This is a genomic window from Sulfurimonas sp., assembly GCF_028694605.1.
Classification (GTDB): Bacteria; Campylobacterota; Campylobacteria; order Campylobacterales; family Sulfurimonadaceae; genus Sulfurimonas.
The window spans coordinates 38,183-62,948 of sequence record NZ_JAQVKP010000008.1; the positions used below are offsets into that span (position 1 = coordinate 38,183).

The window sequence follows — 24,766 nt, forward strand, 5'->3', positions numbered from 1 at the left end:
TCTTTCTCGCACCTCTTCTCAATTTCCTATGTAATAATTTTACAACAAAATAAAAGGATATAACATGAAACTTCTTAAATTAAGTCTAGTGACTGCTTTACTTGCAACTTTTGCAACCGCACAGGAGCAAAAATCAGGCATCAATATGAGTGCAAATGTGGCATTTACAAGCAACTATGTATGGAGAGGTATGACACAGACAAAAGACTCACCTGCCATTCAAGGCGGAATCGATTTGGACTACAAAGGCTTATACGCCGGAGTATGGGGCTCAAATGTAGAGTTTGGAGATGACAAAAACTCTATGGAAGCGGATTTGTACGGAGGATACAAGGGCGAAATCTCTACAATTGGCTATGATGTAGGCTATATTCAGTATATTTATCCAAATATGTCCGATGAGTACAACTTTGGCGAAGCGTATATCGGCATAAGCAAAGAGTGGGATAAGTTTGGTGTGAGTGCAAAATACTATAAAGGAGTAGAGACAAACGAACTTAATCCACAAGATTATTATGAAGTCGGTATTACTTCTTCAATTCTGCCTTACGGGATTGGTTTCAAAGCAACCTACGGCAGTTATAACAACATAGGCGATTACTACTTGGTGGGACTTGGCAAATCGTTTGAGAAGTTTGATGTAAGCGTGGCATATATCGACTTTAGCCACGATACAGACTCAAGTGCAGACGAAGATAATGTCGTCGCCACACTTGGCTTTAAGTTTTAGTTCTATTTTGTCGCTGTGCCAATCACCGGCATAGCGTTTATTTTACCTACATGTGAGTTTTTCTCATCTGAGCTTACCCTGCTGTTGTAGCGCTCCATTTTATCTATATACTCTTGAAGAGTAAAAGGTCTCTCCTCGTCTTGGTATTTGGCTTGGAGTTCCTGCTCTCTTTTTGTCTCCTCTTTATCCATTTTTTTTAAAAGAACCCCAGTTTTTGCATCTATAAGTTCAGAAGTACCATTCTCCTTTGGGACTATTTTTACTGATGTCTCACCGTTTGGCGGTGTTGTTCCTTCTGTAATAGGCGACCATTCTTCTTTGAGCCATCTGTCTAGCTTTTGTTGCATAAAGCCACTGTTGTCACTCTCTTTTTTTCCTGAAATAGCATTTAATGCTTGGTTTTGAGACGGATTTGCACCATCCACTTTTGCACAAGAAGCAAGCAGCAAAGCTGCAGATATTGTCATAATTAATGTTCTCATGACACAATTATACACAATTATTTTGTTGACTTATAGAAAAAATAAAAAAGAATCCATAAATTAATATTAAATTAATCTTCTATATGACATTATGTTGACAACGTTAAGTTTAGGAGAACAAAAATGAGAGTAACAAAATTAAGTTTGATAGCGGTTTTACTGCTTGGTTCAAGCGCATTTGCAATTGAAAATACAAAAGTTTCAGGAAATGCTAAACTATATTACGGAACACAAGATTCGGATGCTGAGAATGCGCCAAATCTTTTTACAAAAGAGTCAGGTTATACAAACTTTGCGGCACGCCTTGATTTGACAACTGATTTGACAAAAGGCGTCTCTGCGGGTGTCGGTACACAAGTTGTAACAACTCTTGGTGTTGAGCATAATCTTGTTGATAGTGTTTGGTCTAATGCACATACGGCAAGCGGATCTACCGGTGCAAGATTTGTCGGCGGCGCTCAAGTTGACAGCGCTATGTGGTTTGATGAAGTTTGGTTGGCGGGAAGTGCATTTGACACAACGCTAAAAATCGGTCGTCAGTCACTTGACACACCTTTAGCGTTCACTGAGAGCTGGGGTGTTGATAAAAACACTTTTGAAGCAGCTGTGCTTATAAATCAGTCTCTACCGGGTACAACTTTAGTAGCTACTTTTATAGGAAAATCAAACGGCTCTGCCGATGATAGAACAAGTGCACGCGAGGGCGGTGTCGGCAACTTAAATGACCTTGGCGCAACAGCGGCAGGTTATGTTGCGGCAGATGGAACATTCTCAACTTTTGGTACACAGGGAACATACGCATTTGGTGTGGTAAACAACTCATTCAAGCCGCTAACTATTCAAGCGTGGTACTACGATATGGTTGACTTCGCACAGGCATATTGGCTTCAGGCGGACGCAAAATGCTCAAAAATTGAAGGGCTTAGCGTTGGTGTACAGTATGCAAATACAGACCTAGACAAAAGAGCAAATATTGGCGGTACAACAGGTGTTATCGGTGTTGATACAGAAGATACAACTGCATGGGCAGCAATGGTTGGCTATAAGATGAAAGATGTTGCAACATTTAAAGCGGCATACTCTGATGTTGACGATAAAGGTGTGTTAGGCGTGGCAAACACTGCAACAGGCTCTATCGCTACGGCAGGCGGACAGTCAAAACTATACACTGAGATGTGGTGGAACTATGGTTATGTTTCTGCTGTAGGCGCTGAGTCTTTCGCACTCTCTGCCGAGACAAAACTTGCAGGTGTAGATTTCCTCTTAGGTTATTATAATGCAGATATCGCTAAAGATTCTACGCTCTTTAGTAAAGAAGAGTTGACAGAAGTTGCACTTGTCGCTTCTAAGAAATTTGGACCGCTTGACACATCTTTAGCACTTATCCATGGCGATAGAGAAGTAGAAGATGTTAAAACAACAGATATCCAAATCTATTTAACATACAATTTCTAATTTTTCTCTCTACTCCCTTTTTTCTCTTGAAGGGGCTAAGATTTCTCACTTAGCCCCTTATATTTAGCTATAATTTCCCCCATGAAACAGTTACTAAAAAAAATATTTTATATCTTCTTTATGCTTTTTTTTATCTCAGCCATCTCTTTTTTGGCTATTCATGCCGCACCAAACAGCTTTTTTGCAGCAGGCGAACTTAACCCAAATATGACAGAAGAGGCGATAGCCACGCTCAAAGCCGTTTATGGACTTGATAAGCCGCTTTTGGAGCAATATACGGATTGGGTTACAAACATCATGACGCTCAATTTTGGTATCTCTTTTGTCTCAGGACAAGATGTAAGTGCCGAGATACTCAAACGCCTCCCTGTAACGCTTGTTGTGAACATTGTATCGCTCGTAGCAGTTTTTATCATGTCTCTCTACCTTGGTATCAAGGCAGCTTTGAATTATGAAAAAAAGAGCGACTACATTATCCGCCAGATTTCACTTGTCTCTTTTTCTATGCCGTCGTTTTATCTTGCACTTCTTTTTATAATCTTTTTTTCTTTGATGCTTGGACTTTTTCCAATCTCAGGTCTGCACTCCATAGAGCCAAAAGAGGGGTTTGCCTATTATCTCGACATGGCGTGGCATCTGGCTTTGCCCATAGGCGTTATGATATTTGTGGGGCTTGGAAGTATGGTTATCTACATCCGCTCTCTTACGTTAGAGATACTCAAAAGTGACTACTACTACTTCGCACTCTCGCGCGGTTTGGCGAAAAAAGAGCTGCTGCGCTACTACATTCTTCCAAATCTTTTGCCCCCGATAGTTACTCTTTTGGGACTGTCTCTGCCGGGGCTTATCGGCGGAAGCGTGATTTTGGAGTCGATTTTTGGAATAGAGGGAATGGGACAGCTCTTTTATATGAGTGCCATGAGCCGTGACTATCCAATCATCATGGGAACACTCATCATTACTGCATTTTTAACGCTGCTAGGAAATATGATAGCGGATTTAATCCTTTTAAAATTAAATCCGTATATGACTAGGGGATAAGATTTAGCTAAATAACGCCTTAAGTGCGTCAACACCCTCTTTTTGCTCTCTCGGCTCTTGCATCTCTGCACGTTTTGGTGCTTTTGCATCGTTTTCAACAAGCTCGATGTTCATACCGCTTAGCATAGATGCAAGACGGATATTGATACCGTTTTTGCCGATTGCTTTTGATTTTTGGTCTGATGGAAGTGTAATAATAGCCTTTTGAGCCACGCCGTTTTCATCTCTTTCAATCTCAACGGCGGAGATGATAGCGGGACTCATGATTCTTGAGATAAATAGCTCCGGAATAGTTGTGTATTCGATGCAGTCTATATTTTCTCCGAAAAGTTCTTGACTTACGGCGTTGATACGTACACCCTTGACACCGACAGTTGCGCCGACAGCGTCAACTTGTGAGTGTGTGCTGATAAGAGCGATTTTTGCTCTCTCTCCCGGGATACGTGCACTTTTTTCTATGATAACCGTTCCATCCGCAATCTCTGGAACTTCAAGCGCCAAAAGCTCTTCCAAAAATTTTGGAGAAGTACGTGAGAGTTCTATTTGGATACCGTTTTCTTTGTTCATATCAACACGGCGAACCACTGCTTTGAGGTGGTCGCCTACTTTAAACACTTCGCCTTTGATACGGTTTTTCATCGGAAGAACAGCACGAATTTCATCAATTTCGATGTAAGTCGCATTTTGGTGATCTACACGCGTTACCCTGCCTGTGACAAGAGTGCCGATTTTGGATTTATACTTGTTGAAAACTTCATCTTCTACAAGTCTTTGGATGTGGTACTCTATCTCACGATGGAGCTGTGAAGCCGCTGTTCTGCCGTATTCTTCGAGTTCGTGCGGGATTTGAAGCTGGTCATCAAGCTCCACTTGGTCATCATACCCACGTGCCTCTTTAATGGAGATATACGCAGGAGCAACTTCCGGGTCTTGGAGCCTTTCATCGTTGTTTGCTACAACTGTAATAGTTTGAATAATGTCGATAGTTTTTGTTTGGTTGTTAATCACTGCTTCGAAAGCAAATTTCGGGTTGATAACTCTTTTTGCAGTTTGAACAAATGCGTCTTTAAGTGCTTCTGTTACCTTCTCAGGTTTTAGCCCTTTTTCATTGGCAATAGCGTCAACGATATCTAAAATTTTTTCCATAATTATCCTTGTTTGGTTGGTATCATAAAAAAACAGTGTATAAAAATAGTGGGGATTTTTTATGAAGAGTGTTATTATAGCAAAGTTGCATAAAAATAGCATTAATGGGATTTTTAGTAGAGTTCAACTATAATGCAAAAAAAATATAGGGCACCCCTAGAGTTGAGGATTAATTATGGATTTAAAATTTGCAAGAACTGAACTTACTGCAAAACCGAAAAAAGCGGAATTGGCAAAGATTGAGGCTGCTGTTGAGAAAGATGAGAGCGTGATTTTCTACTTCGATAGAGAAAATTCACATAAAGATTTGCTTGAGCTTCAAGACTATTTTGAAGCAAAGGGAAAGAGCTTTTATATGACTGAAGTAAGATACGGACTCTCGGACAATGAGTATATGTATCAAGTTCATATCATCAACTAAGAAGCAGCGGTGTCAAAAAAACTATTTTTAGAGACGCTCGGCTGTGCTATGAACTCACGGGATAGCGAGCATATCATCGCAGAACTGCATGAAAAAGAGGGTTACGAGACAACAGATGATATCACAACCGCTGATTTGATTCTCATTAACACCTGTTCGGTCCGAGAAAAGCCTGTGGCAAAACTCTTTTCAGAACTTGGTGTTTTTAACAAAAAGAGAAAAGAGGGTGCAAAAATCGGTGTTTGCGGATGTACTGCATCGCACCTTGGCGAAGAGATTATCAAACGTGCACCTTATGTGAGTTTTGTTTTGGGTGCGAGAAATGTGTCTAAAATTACAGAAGTTTTGCACAAAGACAAAGCCGTTGAGATAGATATAAACTACGATGAAAGTGAATTTGCTTTCAATGACTTCCGTACATCTCCATACAAAGCTTACATCAATGTCTCCATCGGGTGTGACAAAGCGTGTACCTACTGTATCGTTCCAAAAACACGCGGAGAAGAGATTTCTATTCCTATAGAGCTTATTTTGCGTGAAGCACAAAAGGCAGTTGAGCGCGGGGCAAAAGAGGTCTTTCTTTTAGGACAAAATGTAAACAACTACGGTCGCCGTTTTTCGGGAGAGCATGAGAAGGTAAATTTTACGGAACTATTAAGAAGATTGAGTGCTATTGATGGGTTGGAGAGGATTCGGTTTACATCTCCGCATCCCTTTCACATGGATGATGAGTTTTTAAGTGAATTTGCATCAAACCCTAAGATTTGCAAGTCGATGCACATGCCGCTTCAAAGCGGCTCTTCAAAAGTTCTCAAAGATATGAAGCGAGGCTACACAAAAGAGTGGTTTTTAAACAGAGTGGAGAAGCTAAAAGCTCTATGTCCTGAAGTAAGTGTTTCCACAGATATTATCGTTGCATTCCCAGGCGAGAGTGATGAGGAGTTTGAAGATACGCTTGATGTGATGCGACGTGTTAAGTTTGACCAAATCTTCTCATTTAAGTACTCCCCGCGTCCTGAAACCGAGGCAGAACACTTTACAAATGTCGTGGATGAAGATGTCGCTTCTATGAGACTTACAACTCTGCAAAATCTTGCAACCGATATTTTGGATGAGAAAAACAAGATGCAGCTTGGAAAAGTGTATCGTGTTTACTTTGAAGAGTTAAATCAGGATTACTTCGTCAGCGGCAGAAGCGACAACAATCTTCTTATCAAAGTCAAAGGCTCCGATGAGCTTTTGGGCGAATTTCGTAATGTCAAGATAACAGCGATAGGCAGAACAATTTTGAGCGGGGAAGTTGTTGGCTAAGAAATTTTTTCGAGCATTGGCGCTTCTTGTTGTTCCTTTTTTAGCCTCTTTGTTCATCAGATTTATCTACGCTACAAACAAAAAAAACTTTTACGCACCTCTTAGCATCCCAGATGAGCCGACTATCTTTGCTTGTTGGCACGGGGAGCTTTTGATGCTTCCATACCTTTACTTCGTATATAGAAAAAAGCCACACGCCAAAGTACTTATCTCAAGCCATTTTGATGGAATGCTGATTTCCAAAACTATTGCCTATTTCGGACTTGAAACCATTGCAGGCTCCACAAACAGAAATGCAACAAGAGTTTTGATGCAAGGAATCAGGGCGCTTAAAGATGGTTATGATATAGGAATTACGCCGGATGGTCCAAAAGGTCCCAGACATGAGGTAGCAGATGGTATAATAGCAATGGCACAGAAAGCAGAAGCCAAGGTTGTTCTGGTGAGGGTGACATCGGCAAAGTTTTGGCAACTGGAGAGCTGGGATAAATTTACCATTCCAAAGCCTTTTGGCATACTTAACTATTATGCTACGTTGCCTATTGATGTGTGTGGGTTGGATATGCAGAGTGCCAAAGAGATGATTCAAAAGGGGTTAAAAAAAGATGAAGAGTAGATTGTTTGTCGTTATCATCGCTGCATCAATGCTTTTTGTTATGGCTCTTTATTTCATTGTCAACCCGTCTTACGAAAAGTCCCTTCGTGCAAAATATTATTATGAAGTAGGCGAGTACACTGAAGCGTACAATCTCGCAAAAGAGGCCTTTGGTATTGACCTCTACAATCGAATGGCGGCAACTATTATGGCGCAGTCGCAAATATCACTTAAGTATGTCGCTTATATCCAAGAGGCAAAAGAGTATATGAAGAGCATCGATGCAATCGCAAAACATGAACAGATATCTGATGTTGACAGAGCAAAGATAAAAATGATGTGCAACATAATGGTAGGCTCCTATGTAAAACTGGCTCCAAGCGTGGTAACCGATAAAGAGCTTGTGCAAGAAGCCGCAGCTTATCATGCAAAATTTGAGAAGCTCCTTGAAAAAGTTACTCAAAACTAAACAAAAAGAGTTTCTTCTCTTTCTTGAAGAGATAAGAGGTTATTCCGACTTTACTATAAAAAGCTACGACGGCTCTTTAAATGAAGCATTTTTGCACATAGAAGCCATGGAAGAAAAGGGGCATATTCTTCTCAATCTTATGCCTTATCGCATAAAAATAGCTTCGCTAAACCCTAAAACAATCAGTAAAAAACTGAGTGCCGTGCGCTCGTTTGCAGAGTATCTGAATGACAATGGGGTAAGAGTGGTTTTAAAGGCAGATGAGAGCATTAAAATCGCAAAAACCTTGCCAAAACCAATAGCCCATGAGCATATCGTAGAGGCACTCTTGAGCTCTGAACTTGAAGAGAGGGTAGTTGTAACAATGCTCTATACGCTTGGTCTTCGTATCTCAGAGCTCTCTTCTTTGGAGATTCAGGCTGTCTCGAAGGAGTGGGTGCGTGTCATAGGAAAAGGAAATAAACAAAGAGATGTGCCGCTGCTTAATAGTTCTAAAAAATTACTTGATGAGTATTTGAGCAAATATAAGCGAAATAAATTTGTTTTTGAAAAAAATGGCGAAAAATTAAGCGAAAACAGTCTAAGATATATGGTTATAAAAGTCTTTAGAAGAGTAGGGCTCAAAGTCTCTCCGCATCAGCTCCGCCACTCTTTTGCATCGCAACTGCTCAACGCTCATGCGCCGATTGCCGATGTAAGTGAGTTGCTTGGACACTCGTCTATGGCTACAACACAAATATACACAAAGCTGGGCAGTGCATTGAAACAACAAAATTACAGTATGGCGCATCCGCTTTGCGGGATAAAAGAGTCATGATAAGCAAACTTTTTTCCTCTTTATATGCAAGAGTATTTGTCAATATTGTTGTAGAGAACACGCAGAGTCTGGTTTTTGTGGAGATTTGCTCTAGTAAAAAAGTAGAGCGCAGTATGCACAAGTACTTTGCTACAACTACTATGAATGCGCAGATGCATGAGTTTATCAGTACCTTTTACAAAGAATCCCCTTTTTGCTACATCTCTGTTTTAGATAAATCCCTGGCTCAGGGTGCTATGCCTACGTGTACGACAAGTGAAATGGGAAAATATTGTGATATTAATGCCTCAGAGTATCGGTGCTACTCAAATGACTGGGCATTTTATACATCGGAGTATGATTTAGAGGCTATAAAACATGATTATCGAAGTATCGGCATTGACTTTATCTTCTCTCCGTTTGCGCTTCTGGCAAATTTTTTCAAGGACAAGATAGATAGTACGCTTTCTATCTTTGTGTTGGTAGAGAGCAACTCCCTTTCTTTTACTGTTTTTGATAACGGGAAGCTTCTTTATGGGGAATATCTTAGCATGAAGCACAGCAAAGGGAGCGATGCTCTTTTGGTTGACTCTTCTTTAGATGAGGAGTTGGATGCAGGCATGATAGACGGGATTGATTTAGAGGATATTGCCATAGAGGATGATGCTTCCGGATTTGAAGATTTTGGTGTTATAGAAGATTTGGATGCAGATGATACTATGGATGAATTTTCTGAAGAGGCAGTGCCTAATGAAGTAGTACATGAAAAAGAGCAGCATACCCCATCTTCAGGAGTTTTCAATGAAGATTATCAACGGTTTGTTTTAGTTCAGAGTGCTCTTAATACTTTTTATAAAGACCCAAAATACAAAAGCCAGTTTGTTGAGAGTATTTATATTGCTGATAGTGTCGGCGTGAGTTCTGATTTTAAAAACTATTTGGAAGAAGAGATTTTTTTGACCGTTTTTATAAGAAGGATAGACCTTGGTGCCTCACTTTGTGATATGGCAAAAGCAGAGGTATAGATGCGCTACAGCTATATAAAACCCAGAAATAAAACTGTTTTTACAAAAGATTTACAGCTTCTGCTTACTTTTTTTGGCGTAACGCTTTTTATGCTTTTTGCTACTTATGGCTTTTTGCTTTTTAAAGATTATCGTTATGGGCAGGATTTGGTAGAGATAGACCAGCAAAAAAAGGAGCTGGAAGGCAAAATTACAAAGATGAGCCAAGAGATAGCTACCGTAGAGAAGCAAAGTCTCCTGGCAGAGAAAATTTTGACAAAAAACAGTGTGCTTAAAGAGAGCATCACAAACCTTTTTGACTTGGTACCGAGTAGGATAACGCTTACGGAAGCAAATATTATGCAAGATGGGCTTGTACTCTACGGTATTACGCCAAATAGAGATGTCTATAATTTTATGCTTCAAGCACCGCTTCGTTCCATATTTCACAGAACATACAGTAGTTTTTACCCAGAGAAAAACGGGTGGCTGCGCTTTGTGTCAACCAACTATATAGACCAAACAGATGAAGCAGGAAATTTTGAAAAACAGGAGGAGAGAAACAGTGAAGATTAATATTTCAAGACAAAGTATCTATCTTTTGGCATCTTCTTTCTTTTTGCTTGTTTTTGTTTTGGTTTTTTCATTTATGGTTTTGATTCCGGAGGGAAAAAAGTACCGCATCACAAGAGGTGAACTTGCCAATGAAAACGTTGAATTAAAGCAGCTTAGTGATTTTGCAGCCCAAAAAGAGGTAATTCTTCAGAAACTACAGAGTGACAATCTTCATGCGATTAAAGCGTTTGAAACCGAGTTTAATCCTGAACGCTTTACTAAACAGCACAGAGCTTTTTTTACCTCTTTGCATATTTTTAAAAAAGAATCTCTTGAAGAGGAGGACGGTTTTAGCGTCTATGAGGTCAATGCGAGTTCTGAGATAAGTTCGCCGAAGAGTTTTTATAACTTTTTAGACGCTTTGGGTAAAGGTGACTGGATTATTTCGGTTAACTTCCCTATCAATTTTAAAAGAGAGGGAGAGATGATTCACTCCTCTTTTACGATGCGGGTTTATAATAACAAAAAAGATTCAAACAGTAGTATCGTTATGCCCAACTAGCTCTTTGACTTTCAAAAACGCACTGCTGTTTTTGTAAAGATAGGGACGCAGTTTAGGCTCTATCTTTAAAATTCTGCAAGCCTCTTTGAACTTTGCATCCATTTTTACAGCCTCTTGCTCAAAAGGCGTTATAAAGATATACTCCTTGCCCAAAGCAACTATAAACTTTCTGCCCACTACAAGAACACTCTTGTTTTTTAAAAGCTCTCTCTCTTTTGCACTAAGCATATAAAGCCGTGATTTGAGGTATTTGTCGATGGCAAAAATATCCGTTCTTGCATTGTTGGAGCGTTTAAAATAGGCAAAATCATCCAACACATGCACAACAATCTCTTCTATGAGATTTGTTCTATCCTCGTCAAGATACTCAAAACTTTTTTTTATACCGCCAAGATACTTTTCCAAAAGAGGAAGCGAGTAGTTGTGTCTAAATGAGTTTCTCTTGATATCCTCATCCATGTTGCTCTCATCTTCAAAATAGACCCTTTTGTTCGCCTCAAGATAGGCAAGAAGCTCTTTTTTGTCAAGATGCAGCAGTGGGCGCACAAGAGTATAATAGTCTCTTTTTTGCTCTTTTTGCATCCCTACAAGCTCCACACATCCCGCACCCTTGCAAAACTGCATCAGCATCCACTCAAACCTATCTCCGAGGTGGTGTGCGGTAAGGAGGTTTTCATACCCATCTTTTTTGATGATTTTTTCAAAAAAAGCGTAGCGAATCTCTCGTGCTTTTGCTTCAAAGTTTTTCTCTATCTTTGGTGCGGTATGCAGATGGCACTTAAGGTTGTGTGTTTTGGCAAGCTCCTGTGCATAGGCAACTTCCTCTTTGCTCTGCTCACGCATGCCATAGTCAACTATAGCTATATCAAAAGGGATTTTGTGTTCTAGGAGGAGAAAAAACAGAGCAGTAGAATCTGCTCCGCCCGAGAATGCTAAGAGATTTTTTTTATCCCGAAGCTTAAAGAGGAGAGATTCTTCAACCATTCTCTACAGTCGCAGTCAAGATAGAACCGACACTGCCGGTGATTTTTGCTCTATAGGCTTTGCCAAATTCCAGCTGTGCCTCATTTGTCTGGTCGTTTACATAGATTTCACCGTCTATCTCAGGCGCCCAAAGAAGCTCTCTTGCACTAAGCAGATACTCATGCTCATCACTCTGAGCGTCAATGACGATTTGAACCTCTTTGCCGATTTCGCCTTGAAGTGATTTCTCCATAACCTCAGAGGCGATTTTACCAAGAATCGCCGCTCTTTTGTTGATAACTTTTGCAGGGATTTTATCTTTCATCTCATGTGCAGTTGTCGTCTCTTCATCGGAGTAGGCAAAAACATTGATACGGTCAAAGCCAAAATTTGCCGCAAACTCGCACATCTGCTTAAACATCTCCTCGCTCTCCTGCGGATGCCCGACGATAAAACTTGTGCGTACAAATGAGTTTGGAAGTCCTCTCATAAACTCCAAAAGTTCAAGTGTCTCTTTTGTGCCAAAACCTCTTTTCATGATGCGTAACATATCGTTGTTGATGTGTTGGATGGGCATATCAAAGTAGTTATGAAAAATCTCGCTTTTTGCTATGTTTTTAAGAAGCGTGAGTGTTGTCGTAGATGGGTAGAGATAGAGGATCCTCGCACTCTTCACCCCATCAATAAGCTCTATACGCTGAATAAGCAGGCTCAAACCGTCCTTGACATTTTGGTCTCTCAAAAACGAAGAACTGTCTTGAGAAACAAATGAAAAATCCCAATACCCCTTTGCAACAAGCCCCTCAACCTCTTTGGCAATGGACTCCAGCGTTCTTGATTTTAGTTTTCCTTTGAAAGATGGGATAGCACAAAAACTGCACGCTTGGTTACACCCTTCTGAGAGCTTGATGTAAGCATGATAGGTTGAACCCGTCACTACCCTCTGAGCACCGTCAATGAGATAAACTTCTTCCGAAAAACGGCTCTTTTTCTCCACCAACAGCTCATCTATCTTGTCATAGTCACCAACACCCGTAAAGATATCAACCTCTGGCATATCTTGGCGTAACTCCTCTTTGTACCGCTCGCTCAAACACCCCGCCATAACCAAAACAGAGTCCTCTTTTCTTGCTTCATGAAGATTTAAAACTGTGTTGATGGACTCCTGTTTTGCCGCATCGATAAAACCGCAAGTATTTACGATGATAACATCCGCCTCCTCTTGGTTGTCTGTAAGCTCAAAATTTTGAAGCCTGCCCATCATCACTTCAGTGTCAACGAGATTTTTTGTGCATCCTAAAGATACGATATGAAGTTTGTTGCTCATTTATGCTACTTTTAAATATTTTTTGTATTATATCTAAAGGTGCCATAAAGTATAATTTCGGCATGAAAATATATGATGTTTTAATCCTTGGCGCAGGAGCAAGCGGGCTTATGTGCGCTTCCAATATTGATAAGAAGTTGCAAGTAGGCATGGTGGAGTGCAACAGTAAAATCGCCCAAAAACTTAAAATTTCGGGCGGCGGCAAATGCAACATTACCAACGCACAGCTAAGTCAAGAGAATTTTGATGGGGATAAAGATTTTATCTTCCATGTTTTTGAGCAATTTTCCAGAGATGATCTTCTTGAGTACCTCCGCCAAAACGGCGTTGTCCCAGAACTCCGCAAAAAACGCTACTATTTTTGCAAAGACTCCTCAAGCGAAATTATAGAAATATTCAAAAAAGCGACAAAAGATGTAGCAATGCACTTGAGTAGCAATATCTTGTGGGTTAAAAAAGAGGGTGAACTTTTTCATGTACAAACCCAAAAAGAGAGTTTAAGAGCCAAAAAAGTAGTGGTTGCAACGGGCGGGAAGAGCTACAAGGATTTGGGAGCAACCGACATTGCCCTAGAGATAGCCAAGAGTTTTGGTATCAAAGTCAAAGAGTTTACTCCCGCACTTGTAGGGCTTACGGTGCAAAAAGAGCAGTTTTGGATGAGAGAGTTAAGCGGTCTTAGCTGCATGGCTGCCATAAAAGTGGGTGCAAAAACTATCAAAGAAGAGCTTCTCTTTACACATAAAGGTATAAGCGGGCCCTCAGTTTTAAGCGCATCGCTCTACTGGCAAAAGGGCAACATCGCTATAGATTTTCTCCCTGATGCCAATATTTCAGAGCTTATAAAAGGGAGCAAAAAGCTCTTAAGCTCCCTCATCCCACTCCCAAAAAGACTATCAAAAGCGCTATTGGAGGCACTGGAAGTAGAAGACACCGAGTGCAAAAAAATCAGTAACGAATCCAAAAAAAAGCTAGAAAATATCCACGCATACGAGTTTGCACCGGCAGGAAATTTCGGTTTTAGCAAAGCCGAAGTAAGCCGCGGCGGAGTTTTGAGCGAGGAGCTAAACCCCTACACTATGGAAGCATTGGATGTGAAAAATCTCTATTTTATAGGTGAAGCAGTAGATGTAACCGGAGAATTAGGCGGATACAACTTCCAATGGGCATTTAGCAGTGGATATATCTGTGCAAAAGAAATAAATAGAAGCTAAGTGGTGCTCACAACTGGACTCGAACCAGTGACTTTTACCTTGTCGAGGTAACACTCTACCAACTGAGTTATGCGAGCGAGGGTGGAATTTTACCAAAAAAAACTTAAAGTAATTTTTCAAATAGACTCTTTATTTTGTTTGATGAAAAAGTTGTTAAATTTTCGTAAATTGAGGAGTATATTTACTTTGGATTTAGGTATGTTAGGTGTATAATTTCGTCTATAATTAAAAAAGTACCATAAGGCAAGTTATGAACTTAACCGAGTTAGAAGAGATAGGTTTAAGGAATGTTGGTAAGATTTATCATAATCTTAGTTATGATGAGTTAATTCGCCACGAGATAGAGAATGGTGAGTGCGTGCTTACAAAACAGGGCGCTACCGCCGTGGATACAGGCGTTTTTACAGGGCGCAGTCCAAAAGATAAATATTTCGTTGATAGAGACCCTTCCAACAGATACATCGCTTGGGGTGATGTTAATCATAAAGTAAGTGAAGAAATTTTTAAAGAGCTTTTAGAGGTGGCAAGAGAGCAACTCTCAGGCAAAGACCTTTATGTTACTGATGTTTATAGTGGCGCAAGTGTTGACTCAAAGCGTTCCATCCGTTTTGTTACAGAGATAGCGTGGCAGGCGCATTTTGTAAAAAATATGTTCATTCGCCCGACTGAAACTGAGCTTGATGGTTTTAAGCCACAGTTTACGGTTCTAAATGCTTGTAAAGCAGTAAATGAGAAGTGGAAAGAGCATGGGTTAAACTCAGAAGTTTTTGTTTTGTTTGATATCGAAAACAATCTTTCGATTATCGGTGGTACTTGGTATGGCGGAGAACTGAAAAAGGGTATCTTCTCTATGATGAACTATTGGCTGCCGCTGGAGAATAAGCTTTCCATGCACTGCTCTGCCAATGTCGGAAAGAATGGTGATACAGCACTTTTCTTCGGACTAAGCGGTACGGGAAAGACTACATTGTCAACCGACCCTTACAGAAAACTTATCGGGGATGATGAGCATGGCTGGGATGACAAGGGTGTCTTTAACTTTGAAGGCGGATGTTATGCCAAGGTGATTAACCTTGACGGAAACAACGAGCCTGAGATTTACAATGCTATCAAAAGAGGCGCACTGCTTGAAAATGTTGTCCTTGATGATGATGGTATCGTAAACTACAATGACGGAAGCAAAACAGAAAACACTCGCGTCTCTTACCCTATAGAGCATATTAAAAACCACGAAGTCTCGCTAAGTGCCGGACATCCTCAAAATATCATCTTCTTAACTGCCGACGCTTTTGGCGTTCTTCCTCCGGTTTCAAAACTTACTCGTGATCAGGCAATGTACTACTTCTTAAGCGGCTATACTGCTAAAGTGGCAGGAACCGAGAGAGGCATCACTGAGCCGGTTGCTACATTTAGCGCATGTTTTGGAGAGGCTTTTTTACCGCTTCATCCGACGGTGTATGCCAAGCTTTTAGGTGAAAAAATTGATGAGCATAATGTTCATGTTTATCTTGTAAATACAGGATGGACAGGCGGAGCGTATGGTGTGGGCAAGAGAATGAGCATCAAAGATACCCGCGCTTGTATCAACGCTATTCTTGATGGCAGTATAAACAAAAGTGAGTTTGACACCACAAAAACATTCAGACTTCATGTGCCTAAAACGCTAGGAGATATCAACCCTGAGATACTCAACCCGAGAAATGCGTGGAGCGACAAAGAGGCTTTTGATGCAACAAGAGATACTTTGGCGGAGATGTTTATCAAAAACTTTAAAAAGTACCAAAAAGAAGATAGTGAGTTTGACTACTCTGCTGCAGGACCAAAAGTAGGGGGTTGATCTCTCTACTTTTGCTTCTTTTTTGTTGCATAGTTCATATAAGTCCACAAGGTGACTCCGAAAACTACCAGAATGATTGGCGCTATCCAAGGTCTCTCGGCGACGGCTTCTGCCATTTTTACCAAAAATCCTCCAGAGTAAAAGCTTCCAAATCCAAAAACTAAAGCCCAGAGAGCGGCTCCGAAAATATTAAAAAATGCAAACTTTTTAAAATCATATTTTGTAAGTCCGATGGTTATGGGGATAATAGTTTTTATGCCATAGATAAACTTCTGAACGACAATAATCCAAGAGTCGTTTTTTTTGAGCAAAAGATGTGCAAGAGCCAGTTTTCTTCTATGTTTGCGAAGCCCATCCATCATCATACTTTTTTGGTAGCGTGCCATATAAAAAAGCATAAAACTCCCGAGTGCATTTGCCATAAACGCTATAAATATGGAGAGTCCCAAATCCATCTTTCCCATATAAGAGAGAACTCCGGCGGCGACAATCGCCACAAATCCTCCGCCAAGCGAGTAGAGAAAAAGTCCTATGTAACCGTAAGTGGCTAAGTTGCTAAATGTATCTTCCATGCTAATCCTATAATTTTTTGAGTTTTGCTATCTCATCACGCAGGCGTGCAGCCTCTTCAAAGTTAAGTTCTCGTGCAGCCTCTTTCATCTTTAAAGAGAGTTGTGTAACAAGTGCTTTTCTCTCTGAAGCCGGCATTTTATCTATTTTTTTATTTTTTTGGTAAATGGCGCCATAATCCTCTACTTTGAGATTCTCATCAAGTTTTCGGATAGTGGTTGTCGGTGTGATGCCATGTGTTTTGTTGAATTCATTTTGCATCGCTCTTCTTGCGTTGGTAGTATCGATGGCCTTTTGCATAGAGAGCGTTACCTTGTTGGCATAGAGGATAACTTTGCCGTTTGCATTTCTTGCCCCACGTCCGATGGTCTGTATGAGTGAGGTTTCGCTTCTTAAAAAGCCCTCTTTGTCGGCATCCAAAATCGCAACAAGGCTTACTTCTGGCAGGTCAAGCCCTTCACGAAGAAGATTGATGCCGATAAGCACATCAAACTCTCCAAGGCGCAATGCTCTTATGATTTGGTTGCGCTCTATGGTGTCGATGTCGGAGTGCATATACTGTACTTTTATGCCCAAATCAGCGAGGTATCTGGTAAGTGCTTCTGCCATTTTTTTGGTCAGAACGGTTATAAGTACACGCTCATTTTTTGCTACCACTTTTTTTATCTCATCATGGATATCTTCTACTTGGTTAGTGGACGGTTTTACCTCTAAGATGGGGTCCAAAAGCCCTGTTGGTCGTATAATTTGCTCTGCTTTTACGCTTGAGAGTTCCCGTTCATATTTTGATGGCGTAGCCGAGACAAAAAGGTAGTGCGGAGCTTTTGTGATGTACTCATCAAGCATAAGCGGGCGGTTGTCAAGTGCGCTTGGCAGACGAAAGCCATACTCTACCAAAACTTCCTTTCTTGCTCTGTCACCCGCATACATACCGCGATATTGAGGAAGCGAAACATGTGATTCATCGACGATGACTAGATACTCTTTGTGGTGCAGCGCAAAGTAGTCAAGCAGTGTGTATGGTGCTTCTCCCGCTTTTTTTTCAGTAAGCAGCCTTGAGTAGTTTTCTATCCCTTTGCACATGCCTGTTGTCTGGAGCATCTCAAGGTCAAATTCCACCCTCTGTTTGAGGCGTTGGTACTCAACAATCTTTCCCTCTTTTTGAAAGTAAGCCAGACGTTCATGCAGCTCATCTTCTATCCGTTTGATAGCGATAGCCATTTTTTCTTGCCTGACGCTAAACTGGGAGGTTGCGTAGATAGTAAGCTGTTTATGCTCCTCAAGTTTTTTGTTGTCTATGACATCAAAGGTATAAATCGCCTCTATCTCATCTCCAAAAAACTCAATGCGAACCGCCTCTTGCTCGAAGTATGGCGGATAAACATCCAAACTCTCGCCGTTTACCCGTATGTGCCCACTGTCAAAATAGGTGTCATTTCTTGTATAGCCCATCTCCACAAGACGGTAGAGCAGTTTTTTTTGTGCAATAGTGTCGCCGATGGCAACGGACTGTACCATGTTTTCATACTCTTCTGGGTCTCCCAGACCGTAGTTTGCAGAGACGGAAGCCACGACAATAACATCATCATAAGAGAGCAGAGAAGCTGTTGAGGAGAGGCGCAAGCGCTCAAGTTCATCATTGATAGCACTGTCTTTTTCTATAAAAAGATCTTGGCGCGGTATATAAGCCTCAGGCTGGTAGTAGTCATAATAGCTTACAAAATACTCAACATGGTTTTTGGAAAAAAACTGCCGAAACTCGCTGTAGAGCTGTGCCGCAAGTGTTTTATTGTGCGTCATGATAATGGTCGGCATCTGTACTTTTTCGATGATACGTGCCATCGTGTGTGTTTTGCCGCTTCCAGTTACTCCCTCAAGGGTTTGATAGCGGTTGCCCTTGAGGATAGAGCTGCTCAAAACCTCTATCGCTTTTGGCTGATCGCCCGCAGGCTCATAGTCTGATACTACTTGGAAGGTGTTTTTTTTATTCATGGATGCGATTATACCAGAGTTAACCAAACCGCTTTTTGTAGGTGCATTTTTTGCATAGCTCCTCTACTGCTATGCTGTTTTTAAAACCATCAATGATATCTTGCGCTCTTTTGGCACTCAAAATATCTTTGAGGCTTGTTTGGTTAAGATTGCCTAGGTTGATAACACCGTCCCCATCCAGACAACATGGAACAACAGTTCCGTTTGCAAGGATGCCGATGTGTGATTTGAGTCCGTGGCATGTCCCATCACTTTTGTGCGTTGCACTCATGGACGGCCACTCAAAGTAGTTGTCAAAATCAAGAAGCACTTTGCATGCCAAGCGGATGGATGCAGGTTTTTCTTTATAAACACTGTTTTCATCAAGAGAAGAGCCAAAAAAAGTGTTGAGCTTTTCAAAAACCATCGTGTTATATGAAGCTTCACTTGCAAAGGTATCAAGATTCCAAAGACGAAGATTGATAAACGGTTTTGGATAGTGTGCCAGTTTTTGTGCGCAGTGACGAAAAATTGCATCAATATAGGTGCCAAAGGGCATTGTCAGGCTGTTTTTGTTGAAACTGTTAAGTGAGATATTGAGCTGGCGTACCGCAGGATGAAAAAGAGTAGCGCTTTTATGTCTTTGAAGATAGTAGCCGCTTGTCGTAAGCTCCACTTCAAAAGCGTGTTTTTGGGCGATATCAAGATAGTCATGTAGATTTGAGAGTGTCAAAGGGTCACCCATCACATGCAGAGCAATACTCTTTGTGTATGGGCGAAGCTGTTGCAGCACATTTTCAAAAAAAGGGAGCGTCATGGTTTTTGACGGCTCTTGTTTTGGAGGGCAAAAGCTGCATGCCAGACCGCAGATATTTGTTGTTTCGATATAGACACGATGAAATTTCATCTTATTCCTTAGGTAAAACTTAAAACAAAAAGATAATTAAAAAGAGATAAGAAAGACAAAAGATAAATCGGATAAAATTTCTCCGATTTAAAATATTAGAGGGTAACGCTCTCTTACCAAAGGACACACGATGAAAAAAATCATCTTACTAATCGCATTGACACTAGGTGCTCTCCAAGCTAACGATATTGTACATTATGATGCTAACGAAGCGGAAGCTCCAATTAGCAAGCCCAACCACCCAAATACAGATATTCATTAATATCTGATTTTTCTATTTCTCCTTCTAAGATAGGTCTTTACCGTTGACCTATTTTAGAATATCTCACTTCCTTTTTGACTTTTGTAAAATTCAACTCCATTCTCAAGAAGTTTTTTGACGATTTTTTGGCTCAGTTGCGATTTTAATTCCATTATCTGATGATAAGGTGCTGCATACCAGACATAAAGTATAAAGCAGGGATTTTTTTCATCCGGAATAAAATGGACACGCGGTCGAAACTCACGAGAGCGCATATCGTAGCGATTTTTTAGGCTTGAGAACTGCTTTGAAGCAACATCCATATAACGCTCTGTTGCCTCTAAAGCTACTGCGCTTACAAGCTCTTCAATCTTTTTTGTATCTGCGTCAAAAGAGAGACGAAACTCTATGAGGTCGTAGATAGTTTTCATCTTATCATGCGTATAGTTATAGACATAGTTGGTCACAAAAAAGTTGTTTGGTATAAAAACTGTTCTTCCGGAGCGTTTTAAATTGAGTGCCGTTGTATTGTTGATACCTTCGTAAAGAGTAACTTGAAAGAGGGATATGTCGATTATCTCGCCTATGATTTGATTGTTATTGATTTGGATAAGAATTCTGTCTCCGACTTTGATAAAGTTTCCAAATGATAGATGAAACCATGTAGCCATGCTTTGGATGTACTCTTTCATGCTTATCGTCATTGCTGCGCCAATTACACCGATGAGTGTAGCTGCATAGACAATATTGCTGATATTGAAGATGATAAGCATAAGTAAAATAACAAAGAAAAATGTGATGTTAAGCACACGTTTCATTCTAAAGAGGCGGTCATCATCTTTGATTTTTTTTGAAATAAAATACTTTAGTAGATGAAACAGAAAAAACATGAGAAACAAAATGGCGATTTTAACAACATGAATCGGCAGCTGCGTCTGCTTATATGTCTCAAGTTCGTTAAGATAACTCTGTTTTGTACGTCTTAAAACTTCTTTTTTGTTATCTAAAAGTCCAGCGGCACTTCCAAAAAAATCAAGTGCTTTTTGAAGTTGTTGTTCCTTGGTGACGTTCTTAACCTCTAGCTCTTTGGTTGTTGCAAGCTCTTTTTCTAAAAATGTAAGAGCTTGAATAAATTCATCCTCTAAAAGGTTAAGACGCTGTGTTTGAATCTTAAATTTGCTTTTTTGGTTAGTAAAGATAAACTCCAAGAGAGTAATCTCTTCAACTTTTTCAAGTGTAATTTTATCAAGAATGGTGTCAAAAGATTGTGGAAGCTCATCAATAATTTTCTTTTTGCTTTGTTGCAGTTCAAGAAGTTGTTTAAGTTCTGTTTTTTTCTTTCCCCATGACTCTTTTATCGATTTTTCAAGTGTTTTTATCTCTTCATCAAGTGCTTGCGCTTTGAGGGAGTTGCTATAGACTTGTAGCCAACTGTTTTTCTCCTTCTCAAGATAGTCAACATTTTGTGCATTTAGAAACAAAGAGACAAATAACAGAATTGGTATAAAGTTTCGCATTTTATCCTCTTTATATTTTGTAGAGCTGTTTTAAAACAGTTATCATGCTCTCAATAGCTCTTGTGGTTGTCGTTTCATTGACGGTATGGTAACCGATAGTCGGTATTTGGAGTGTTGTTCCTTGAATTTCGCCTTTTGTTGCATGGATGAGTCTTCCAAGTTCGGTTGTTCCTAGCGAGCTTACTGTTCCGTTTTTACGCATTTTGTTTTTAAGATAAGTATCTTTAAAATTAAATTTGATTTTCTCTTTTATTGCTATTTTTTTGATTTTGTTTTTTAAAGCAGAGCGAAAAATAGCATTGGAGTCTCTGTGTCTAAGGACAATATCGATGTTACGTATCTCTTCTAGCGTTGGGTACGGGCTTGTGTCCAGTACAAGCAGCTCATCCGTTTTTATATCAAAACGTCTAAACCACTCCAGCAAAAACCTCCAACTCCTACCAGCCTCTTCTGAAGCCGTAAAAAAGGCAGTTCCCTGATATCCAAGAGAATATAGATAGATGATAATGGCAATACTGATAACATTGTCAAGCTGTGCAGAGACCAAATCGTCGTTAATCACAAGTTTATCCATAAAAGCGATAGGGATTCCGGGCAAAAGATAGTCAAAACCGTCTATTTTAAAAATAATGTTGTTTCTTCTTTCGCATAAAAAGGCATCTTTAATAGAGCCTAGCCCAAGGTAGCTTCCAGCCCATGGTTGGTAAGCCTGTACTTTCTCATCCATAAATCTGGCAGTAAAGTTGCGTAAAAGCTGTTCCGAGTTGGAATCACCAGTCAAATCAGCTTTGTTTTTTGCGATAAACGCCGCATACTGAAATTCATTGTGTCCCGTGCAGATAAGCCCGTGCCTGTCGGCGTGTGCCGAGATATAGCCGCTTTGAGGGCTACTCCCTTTTGCCACAAGTACACCGTCGTAATATTTAACAGTGATGCCAAGTTCTTCAAGCTCTCTTTTGATGAACATAAAAAAAGGCTGTTCCGCTCCCACGACACTGGGAATACGGATAAGCTGCTTTAGGATATCATAAAATAGTTCCACGCTTATGCCCCGATACTATCTTTTTTGATTTTTCTTTTTTTTGGGTGCGTCTTGCATTTTGGAGCAACATGTTGTGCTATATAATCCATAATTTTGCCGGCTATGTCTATTTTTGTTGATTTTTCAATCCCTTCTAGCCCGGGGGAAGAGTTTACTTCCATAACAAGCGGTCCGCGAGACGATGGAATCATATCAACTCCACAGATGCCAAGCCCCATTGCTTTTGCGGCTGCAAGTGCGGTTTCTTTCTCTTTTTTGGTGAGTTTATGTGCTACGGCACTTCCGCCTTGATGTAGGTTGGAGCGAAAATCTCCCTCCGCTCCTTGACGTTTCATGGCACCCACGACCTTTCCATCCACGATAAAAGCACGGATGTCCGCACCGCCTGCTTCTTCTATGTATTCTTGAACAAGGAGGTTGACATCCATCCCGTAAAAGGCATCGAGTACAGATTTGGCAGCTTTTTCACTTTCTACCAAAACAACACCCACTCCTTGTGTTCCCTCAAGTATCTTAAGCACAAGCGGTGCACCACCACTGAGTGCAATAACATCTTTCGCGCTTGATTTGTTGGAAGCAAAGACGGTTTTTGGCATATCAATACCGTTTTTTGAAAGAATCTGAAGGCTTCTTAGTTTATCTCTGCTTCTCTTGATTGCCAAAGAACCTGTTGCACTAAAGACATCCATCATCTCAAAGTGTCGTACCATTGCCGTACCGTAAAATGTTCTGCTTGCACCTATTCTTGGGATGATTGCATCCGGTGTCGGAAGCTCTTGCCCCTCATAGTTGATTTTGAGCTCGTCTTTCATTATCTCTATACTGCATTTAAGATAGTCGATAACATGTGCTTCCCACCCTCTAGTTTCTGCAGCTTCTACCAATCTTTTTGTAGAGTAGAGTTCCTTGTTTCTTGATAGTATGTAAATTCTCATTTTTTCTCCTCTTTTGTCTGCTGTGTGAGATATTCTCGTGAAACATCAACTAAAAATTTTTTTGCTAAAAACTTTCTTCCTATAAGCATCGGATATTTCATGTCAGAGCGATTGGTGAGAGATATGACCGTTGTATAGCTTTTTCCAAAAAAATTAACCTTGACACGTACAGATGGTCTGTTTTCCGTCTTTCCGTTGGAACTCTTAATGCGTTTCATCTTATAAAGAGGCAAAGTCATTTTTTTATAGTTATACGTTGGGTGCACTTCATCAACAAGTGTAAAATGGACTATGTCGTTTTCAACAAAGATGGCATCGCAGTGTAGTGCATTGGAGTCCGCACCTGTATCAATTTTTGCATCAAGATTGTATAGTTCTAAAATTGGAATGGAGATGACTTCTACTCTGCCGATAATTCTCTTTTTTACCATCGAAAAATCCAATATTTTAGGGAGATTATAGCATATAATATAGGTAAGATACGGTAGTTTTTTTAAGACTTTTTTTAGCAAACTTTTTTTTATTTGTGAGTATAATTTTGTATAAATAAGGGAGTTATACTAAATGCAACAAAGTTGTATTTAGTATTAGGTGGCTTTAAAAGCCTAAGGTGATTGTGCGACAGTGCAAGGCATTCACAGAAGTGAAAGGTATTTGTTAAGAGGGCAAATATGACGTTGAAAGATTTGGAATTTATGTTAGAGTTGAATGGTGTTATGCGAAAAGACATCGATTCTATTTTAGACTTTAGTAGAAAAAATGGCATTAACCAAGAAGAGATAGATGATGAGCTCAATAAAATGGGGTATGAGAGAATTGTTGAAAATGAATTAGACGGCGGATGGGATGATGATGAAGATGATTATGGTCATGTAGAAAAAATCAAATCCCGCGGTAAATTTTCAGAGGATTATGACTAGTCCGGAGATTGGCAGCATATTTTTTTGGATGAAATATGAGATTTTATCCAAAAAGTGTAACTCACATTACAATAAGATTCCGCATAAGAGCATTCTGCTAGCGGCTCGTTTTTAAATTATGATAGAATTATATTAATATAAGATGGATGGGGTTTTTATGCAAAATCAAACAACTTTAGCAAGATTAAGTGACAAAGTTTCAGCAATGGTTGATCAATATAAAATGATAAAAGAAGAGAATGAGGCGTTGAGAGTAGAGATGGTGAAGCTTCAAGCTCAAAATGAACTCAAAAATCAAGAGATAGAAAAACTTACGGAACAAAATGCACTCAAAGATTCAGAAATAGAGTCTATTGTAGAAAAGCTAGAAAGTATAATGGCTTAGAGTAATGAGCAAAAAGCTTGGGTTATATATAGCCGGACGCCGTTTTGATGTTGATATAGATGATGGTTTTGCTCCTTTTTTGGAGCAACAGATGAGAAAAGATTTCAATATTGACGGCAACAATGATTTAAAAGTATTGCTTCAAGCTTATGTTCGCAAAAATCACGAGCTCTATCTTCAGGAAAAAAAAATAGAAGAAATTACAAAAACATTAGAAATTTAACGCAGTTTTTATCATTCTATAAGTTAAGAGTGATATAATTTCGGTCTCTTAAATAGAGATAATGTGCGTCCGTAGCTCAGCTGGATAGAGCACTGGTTTGCGGTACCAGTGGTCAGGGGTTCGAATCCCTTCGGGCGTACCACTTACAAA

The 24,766-nt window shown here is 40.0% G+C and carries 28 protein-coding genes and 2 tRNA genes; 18 read left to right on the plus strand and 12 right to left on the minus strand.

Features of this window, described 5'->3' with window-relative positions:
- The first annotated feature begins 64 nt into the window (after positions 1–64).
- Entirely contained in the window at positions 65–730 is a 666-nt protein-coding gene (locus PHY84_RS06095) for a TorF family putative porin (RefSeq protein WP_299858490.1), read from the plus strand.
- 2 nt (positions 731–732) lie between these two features.
- Here PHY84_RS06095 and PHY84_RS06100 read toward each other — a convergent pair whose 3' ends face one another.
- Positions 733–1,197 carry a hypothetical protein gene (locus tag PHY84_RS06100; protein WP_299858491.1) on the minus strand — a complete coding sequence of 155 codons (465 nt, stop codon included), beginning with the start codon at positions 1,195–1,197 and terminating at the stop codon, positions 733–735.
- Between the two features lie 138 nt (positions 1,198–1,335).
- Here PHY84_RS06100 and PHY84_RS06105 point away from each other — a divergent pair, with 138 nt between their 5' ends.
- Both PHY84_RS06105 and PHY84_RS06110 read left to right on the plus strand, forming a co-directional pair.
- On the plus strand, positions 1,336–2,667 hold the full coding sequence (locus PHY84_RS06105) for an OprD family outer membrane porin (protein WP_299858492.1): 1,332 nt from the start codon (positions 1,336–1,338) through the stop codon (positions 2,665–2,667).
- A gap of 81 nt (positions 2,668–2,748) precedes the next feature.
- Entirely contained in the window at positions 2,749–3,708 is a 960-nt protein-coding gene (locus PHY84_RS06110; protein WP_299858493.1) for an ABC transporter permease, read from the plus strand.
- A gap of 3 nt (positions 3,709–3,711) precedes the next feature.
- Here PHY84_RS06110 and nusA read toward each other — a convergent pair whose 3' ends face one another.
- Positions 3,712–4,854, minus strand: a complete 1,143-nt coding sequence (nusA, locus tag PHY84_RS06115) for a transcription termination factor NusA (RefSeq protein ID WP_299858494.1) — start codon at positions 4,852–4,854, stop codon at positions 3,712–3,714.
- A gap of 175 nt (positions 4,855–5,029) precedes the next feature.
- On the opposite strand from nusA, the gene PHY84_RS06120 reads away from it, so the two are divergent.
- Genes PHY84_RS06120 through PHY84_RS06155 form a run of 8 tightly spaced genes read left to right on the plus strand, consistent with a single transcriptional unit; the run spans position 5,030 to position 10,567 of the window.
- Positions 5,030–5,275, plus strand: a complete 246-nt coding sequence (locus PHY84_RS06120) for an HP0268 family nuclease (protein WP_299858495.1) — start codon at positions 5,030–5,032, stop codon at positions 5,273–5,275.
- Between the two features lie 9 nt (positions 5,276–5,284).
- On the plus strand, positions 5,285–6,586 hold the full coding sequence (gene miaB, locus PHY84_RS06125; protein ID WP_299858496.1) for a tRNA (N6-isopentenyl adenosine(37)-C2)-methylthiotransferase MiaB: 1,302 nt from the start codon (positions 5,285–5,287) through the stop codon (positions 6,584–6,586).
- Positions 6,579–7,202, plus strand: a complete 624-nt coding sequence (locus tag PHY84_RS06130; protein ID WP_299858497.1) for a lysophospholipid acyltransferase family protein — start codon at positions 6,579–6,581, stop codon at positions 7,200–7,202. Before miaB ends, PHY84_RS06130 begins: the two co-directional genes overlap by 8 nt.
- Positions 7,192–7,650 carry a hypothetical protein gene (locus PHY84_RS06135; protein WP_299858498.1) on the plus strand — a complete coding sequence of 153 codons (459 nt, stop codon included), beginning with the start codon at positions 7,192–7,194 and terminating at the stop codon, positions 7,648–7,650. Before PHY84_RS06130 ends, PHY84_RS06135 begins: the two co-directional genes overlap by 11 nt.
- Positions 7,628–8,467 carry a tyrosine-type recombinase/integrase gene (locus PHY84_RS06140; protein ID WP_299858499.1) on the plus strand — a complete coding sequence of 280 codons (840 nt, stop codon included), beginning with the start codon at positions 7,628–7,630 and terminating at the stop codon, positions 8,465–8,467. The genes PHY84_RS06135 and PHY84_RS06140 overlap by 23 nt, the downstream gene beginning before the upstream one ends.
- Positions 8,464–9,471: a hypothetical protein gene (locus tag PHY84_RS06145; RefSeq protein WP_299858500.1), complete on the plus strand. Its 1,008-nt coding sequence runs from the start codon at positions 8,464–8,466 to the stop codon at positions 9,469–9,471. Before PHY84_RS06140 ends, PHY84_RS06145 begins: the two co-directional genes overlap by 4 nt.
- Entirely contained in the window at positions 9,472–10,026 is a 555-nt protein-coding gene (locus PHY84_RS06150) for a hypothetical protein (RefSeq protein ID WP_299858501.1), read from the plus strand.
- A complete protein-coding gene (locus PHY84_RS06155) occupies positions 10,016–10,567 on the plus strand; it encodes a hypothetical protein (RefSeq protein WP_299858502.1) in 552 nt (183 codons plus the stop codon). Before PHY84_RS06150 ends, PHY84_RS06155 begins: the two co-directional genes overlap by 11 nt.
- Here the strand turns inward: PHY84_RS06155 and tilS are convergent.
- Entirely contained in the window at positions 10,538–11,551 is a 1,014-nt protein-coding gene (gene tilS, locus PHY84_RS06160; protein ID WP_299858503.1) for a tRNA lysidine(34) synthetase TilS, read from the minus strand. The two genes, PHY84_RS06155 and tilS, sit on opposite strands and share 30 nt — an antisense overlap.
- A complete protein-coding gene (rimO, locus tag PHY84_RS06165) occupies positions 11,544–12,857 on the minus strand; it encodes a 30S ribosomal protein S12 methylthiotransferase RimO (RefSeq protein WP_299858504.1) in 1,314 nt (437 codons plus the stop codon). The genes tilS and rimO overlap by 8 nt, the downstream gene beginning before the upstream one ends.
- A gap of 62 nt (positions 12,858–12,919) precedes the next feature.
- On the opposite strand from rimO, the gene PHY84_RS06170 reads away from it, so the two are divergent.
- Positions 12,920–14,068 (plus strand): aminoacetone oxidase family FAD-binding enzyme, encoded by a 1,149-nt coding sequence (locus PHY84_RS06170; protein ID WP_299858505.1) that lies wholly within the window; start codon positions 12,920–12,922, stop codon positions 14,066–14,068.
- A 1-nt stretch (position 14,069) separates the two neighbouring features.
- On the opposite strand, the gene PHY84_RS06175 is transcribed toward PHY84_RS06170, so the two are convergent.
- Positions 14,070–14,145: transfer RNA gene (locus tag PHY84_RS06175), tRNA-Val, on the minus strand.
- Positions 14,146–14,318: 173 nt separating this feature from the next.
- On the opposite strand from PHY84_RS06175, the gene pckA reads away from it, so the two are divergent.
- Positions 14,319–15,905: a phosphoenolpyruvate carboxykinase (ATP) gene (pckA, locus tag PHY84_RS06180; protein WP_299858506.1), complete on the plus strand. Its 1,587-nt coding sequence runs from the start codon at positions 14,319–14,321 to the stop codon at positions 15,903–15,905.
- A gap of 5 nt (positions 15,906–15,910) precedes the next feature.
- Here pckA and PHY84_RS06185 read toward each other — a convergent pair whose 3' ends face one another.
- Genes PHY84_RS06185 through PHY84_RS06195 form a run of 3 tightly spaced genes read right to left on the minus strand, consistent with a single transcriptional unit; the run spans position 15,911 to position 19,353 of the window.
- Positions 15,911–16,477, minus strand: a complete 567-nt coding sequence (locus PHY84_RS06185) for a DedA family protein (protein ID WP_299858507.1) — start codon at positions 16,475–16,477, stop codon at positions 15,911–15,913.
- 7 nt (positions 16,478–16,484) lie between these two features.
- A complete protein-coding gene (gene uvrB / locus PHY84_RS06190; RefSeq protein ID WP_299858508.1) occupies positions 16,485–18,467 on the minus strand; it encodes an excinuclease ABC subunit UvrB in 1,983 nt (660 codons plus the stop codon).
- Positions 18,468–18,486: 19 nt separating this feature from the next.
- Positions 18,487–19,353 carry a radical SAM/SPASM domain-containing protein gene (locus PHY84_RS06195; protein ID WP_299858509.1) on the minus strand — a complete coding sequence of 289 codons (867 nt, stop codon included), beginning with the start codon at positions 19,351–19,353 and terminating at the stop codon, positions 18,487–18,489.
- Between the two features lie 130 nt (positions 19,354–19,483).
- Between PHY84_RS06195 and PHY84_RS06200 the strand changes: the two genes are divergently transcribed.
- Positions 19,484–19,615, plus strand: a complete 132-nt coding sequence (locus PHY84_RS06200; protein ID WP_299858511.1) for a hypothetical protein — start codon at positions 19,484–19,486, stop codon at positions 19,613–19,615.
- A 53-nt stretch (positions 19,616–19,668) separates the two neighbouring features.
- Here the strand turns inward: PHY84_RS06200 and PHY84_RS06205 are convergent, their stop codons facing one another.
- The 4 genes from PHY84_RS06205 to PHY84_RS06220 are packed head-to-tail and all read right to left on the minus strand — an operon-like array spanning position 19,669 to position 23,519.
- A complete protein-coding gene (locus tag PHY84_RS06205) occupies positions 19,669–21,111 on the minus strand; it encodes a mechanosensitive ion channel domain-containing protein (protein WP_299858513.1) in 1,443 nt (480 codons plus the stop codon).
- Between the two features lie 10 nt (positions 21,112–21,121).
- Entirely contained in the window at positions 21,122–22,153 is a 1,032-nt protein-coding gene (locus PHY84_RS06210) for a peptidase M42 (protein ID WP_299858514.1), read from the minus strand.
- 2 nt (positions 22,154–22,155) lie between these two features.
- Positions 22,156–23,088, minus strand: a complete 933-nt coding sequence (gene rimK / locus PHY84_RS06215; RefSeq protein WP_299858515.1) for a 30S ribosomal protein S6--L-glutamate ligase — start codon at positions 23,086–23,088, stop codon at positions 22,156–22,158.
- On the minus strand, positions 23,085–23,519 hold the full coding sequence (locus PHY84_RS06220) for a RimK/LysX family protein (RefSeq protein WP_299858516.1): 435 nt from the start codon (positions 23,517–23,519) through the stop codon (positions 23,085–23,087). Before PHY84_RS06220 ends, rimK begins: the two co-directional genes overlap by 4 nt.
- A 240-nt stretch (positions 23,520–23,759) precedes the next feature.
- Here PHY84_RS06220 and PHY84_RS06225 point away from each other — a divergent pair, with 240 nt between their 5' ends.
- The 4 genes from PHY84_RS06225 (at position 23,760) to PHY84_RS06240 (ending at position 24,758) form a co-directional block, all read left to right on the plus strand.
- Positions 23,760–24,008 carry a hypothetical protein gene (locus tag PHY84_RS06225; protein ID WP_299858517.1) on the plus strand — a complete coding sequence of 83 codons (249 nt, stop codon included), beginning with the start codon at positions 23,760–23,762 and terminating at the stop codon, positions 24,006–24,008.
- 157 nt (positions 24,009–24,165) lie between these two features.
- On the plus strand, positions 24,166–24,393 hold the full coding sequence (locus PHY84_RS06230; RefSeq protein ID WP_299858518.1) for a hypothetical protein: 228 nt from the start codon (positions 24,166–24,168) through the stop codon (positions 24,391–24,393).
- A 4-nt stretch (positions 24,394–24,397) separates the two neighbouring features.
- A complete protein-coding gene (locus PHY84_RS06235; RefSeq protein ID WP_299858519.1) occupies positions 24,398–24,616 on the plus strand; it encodes a hypothetical protein in 219 nt (72 codons plus the stop codon).
- Between the two features lie 65 nt (positions 24,617–24,681).
- Positions 24,682–24,758: transfer RNA gene (locus PHY84_RS06240), tRNA-Arg, on the plus strand.
- Positions 24,759–24,766 lie beyond the last annotated feature (8 nt).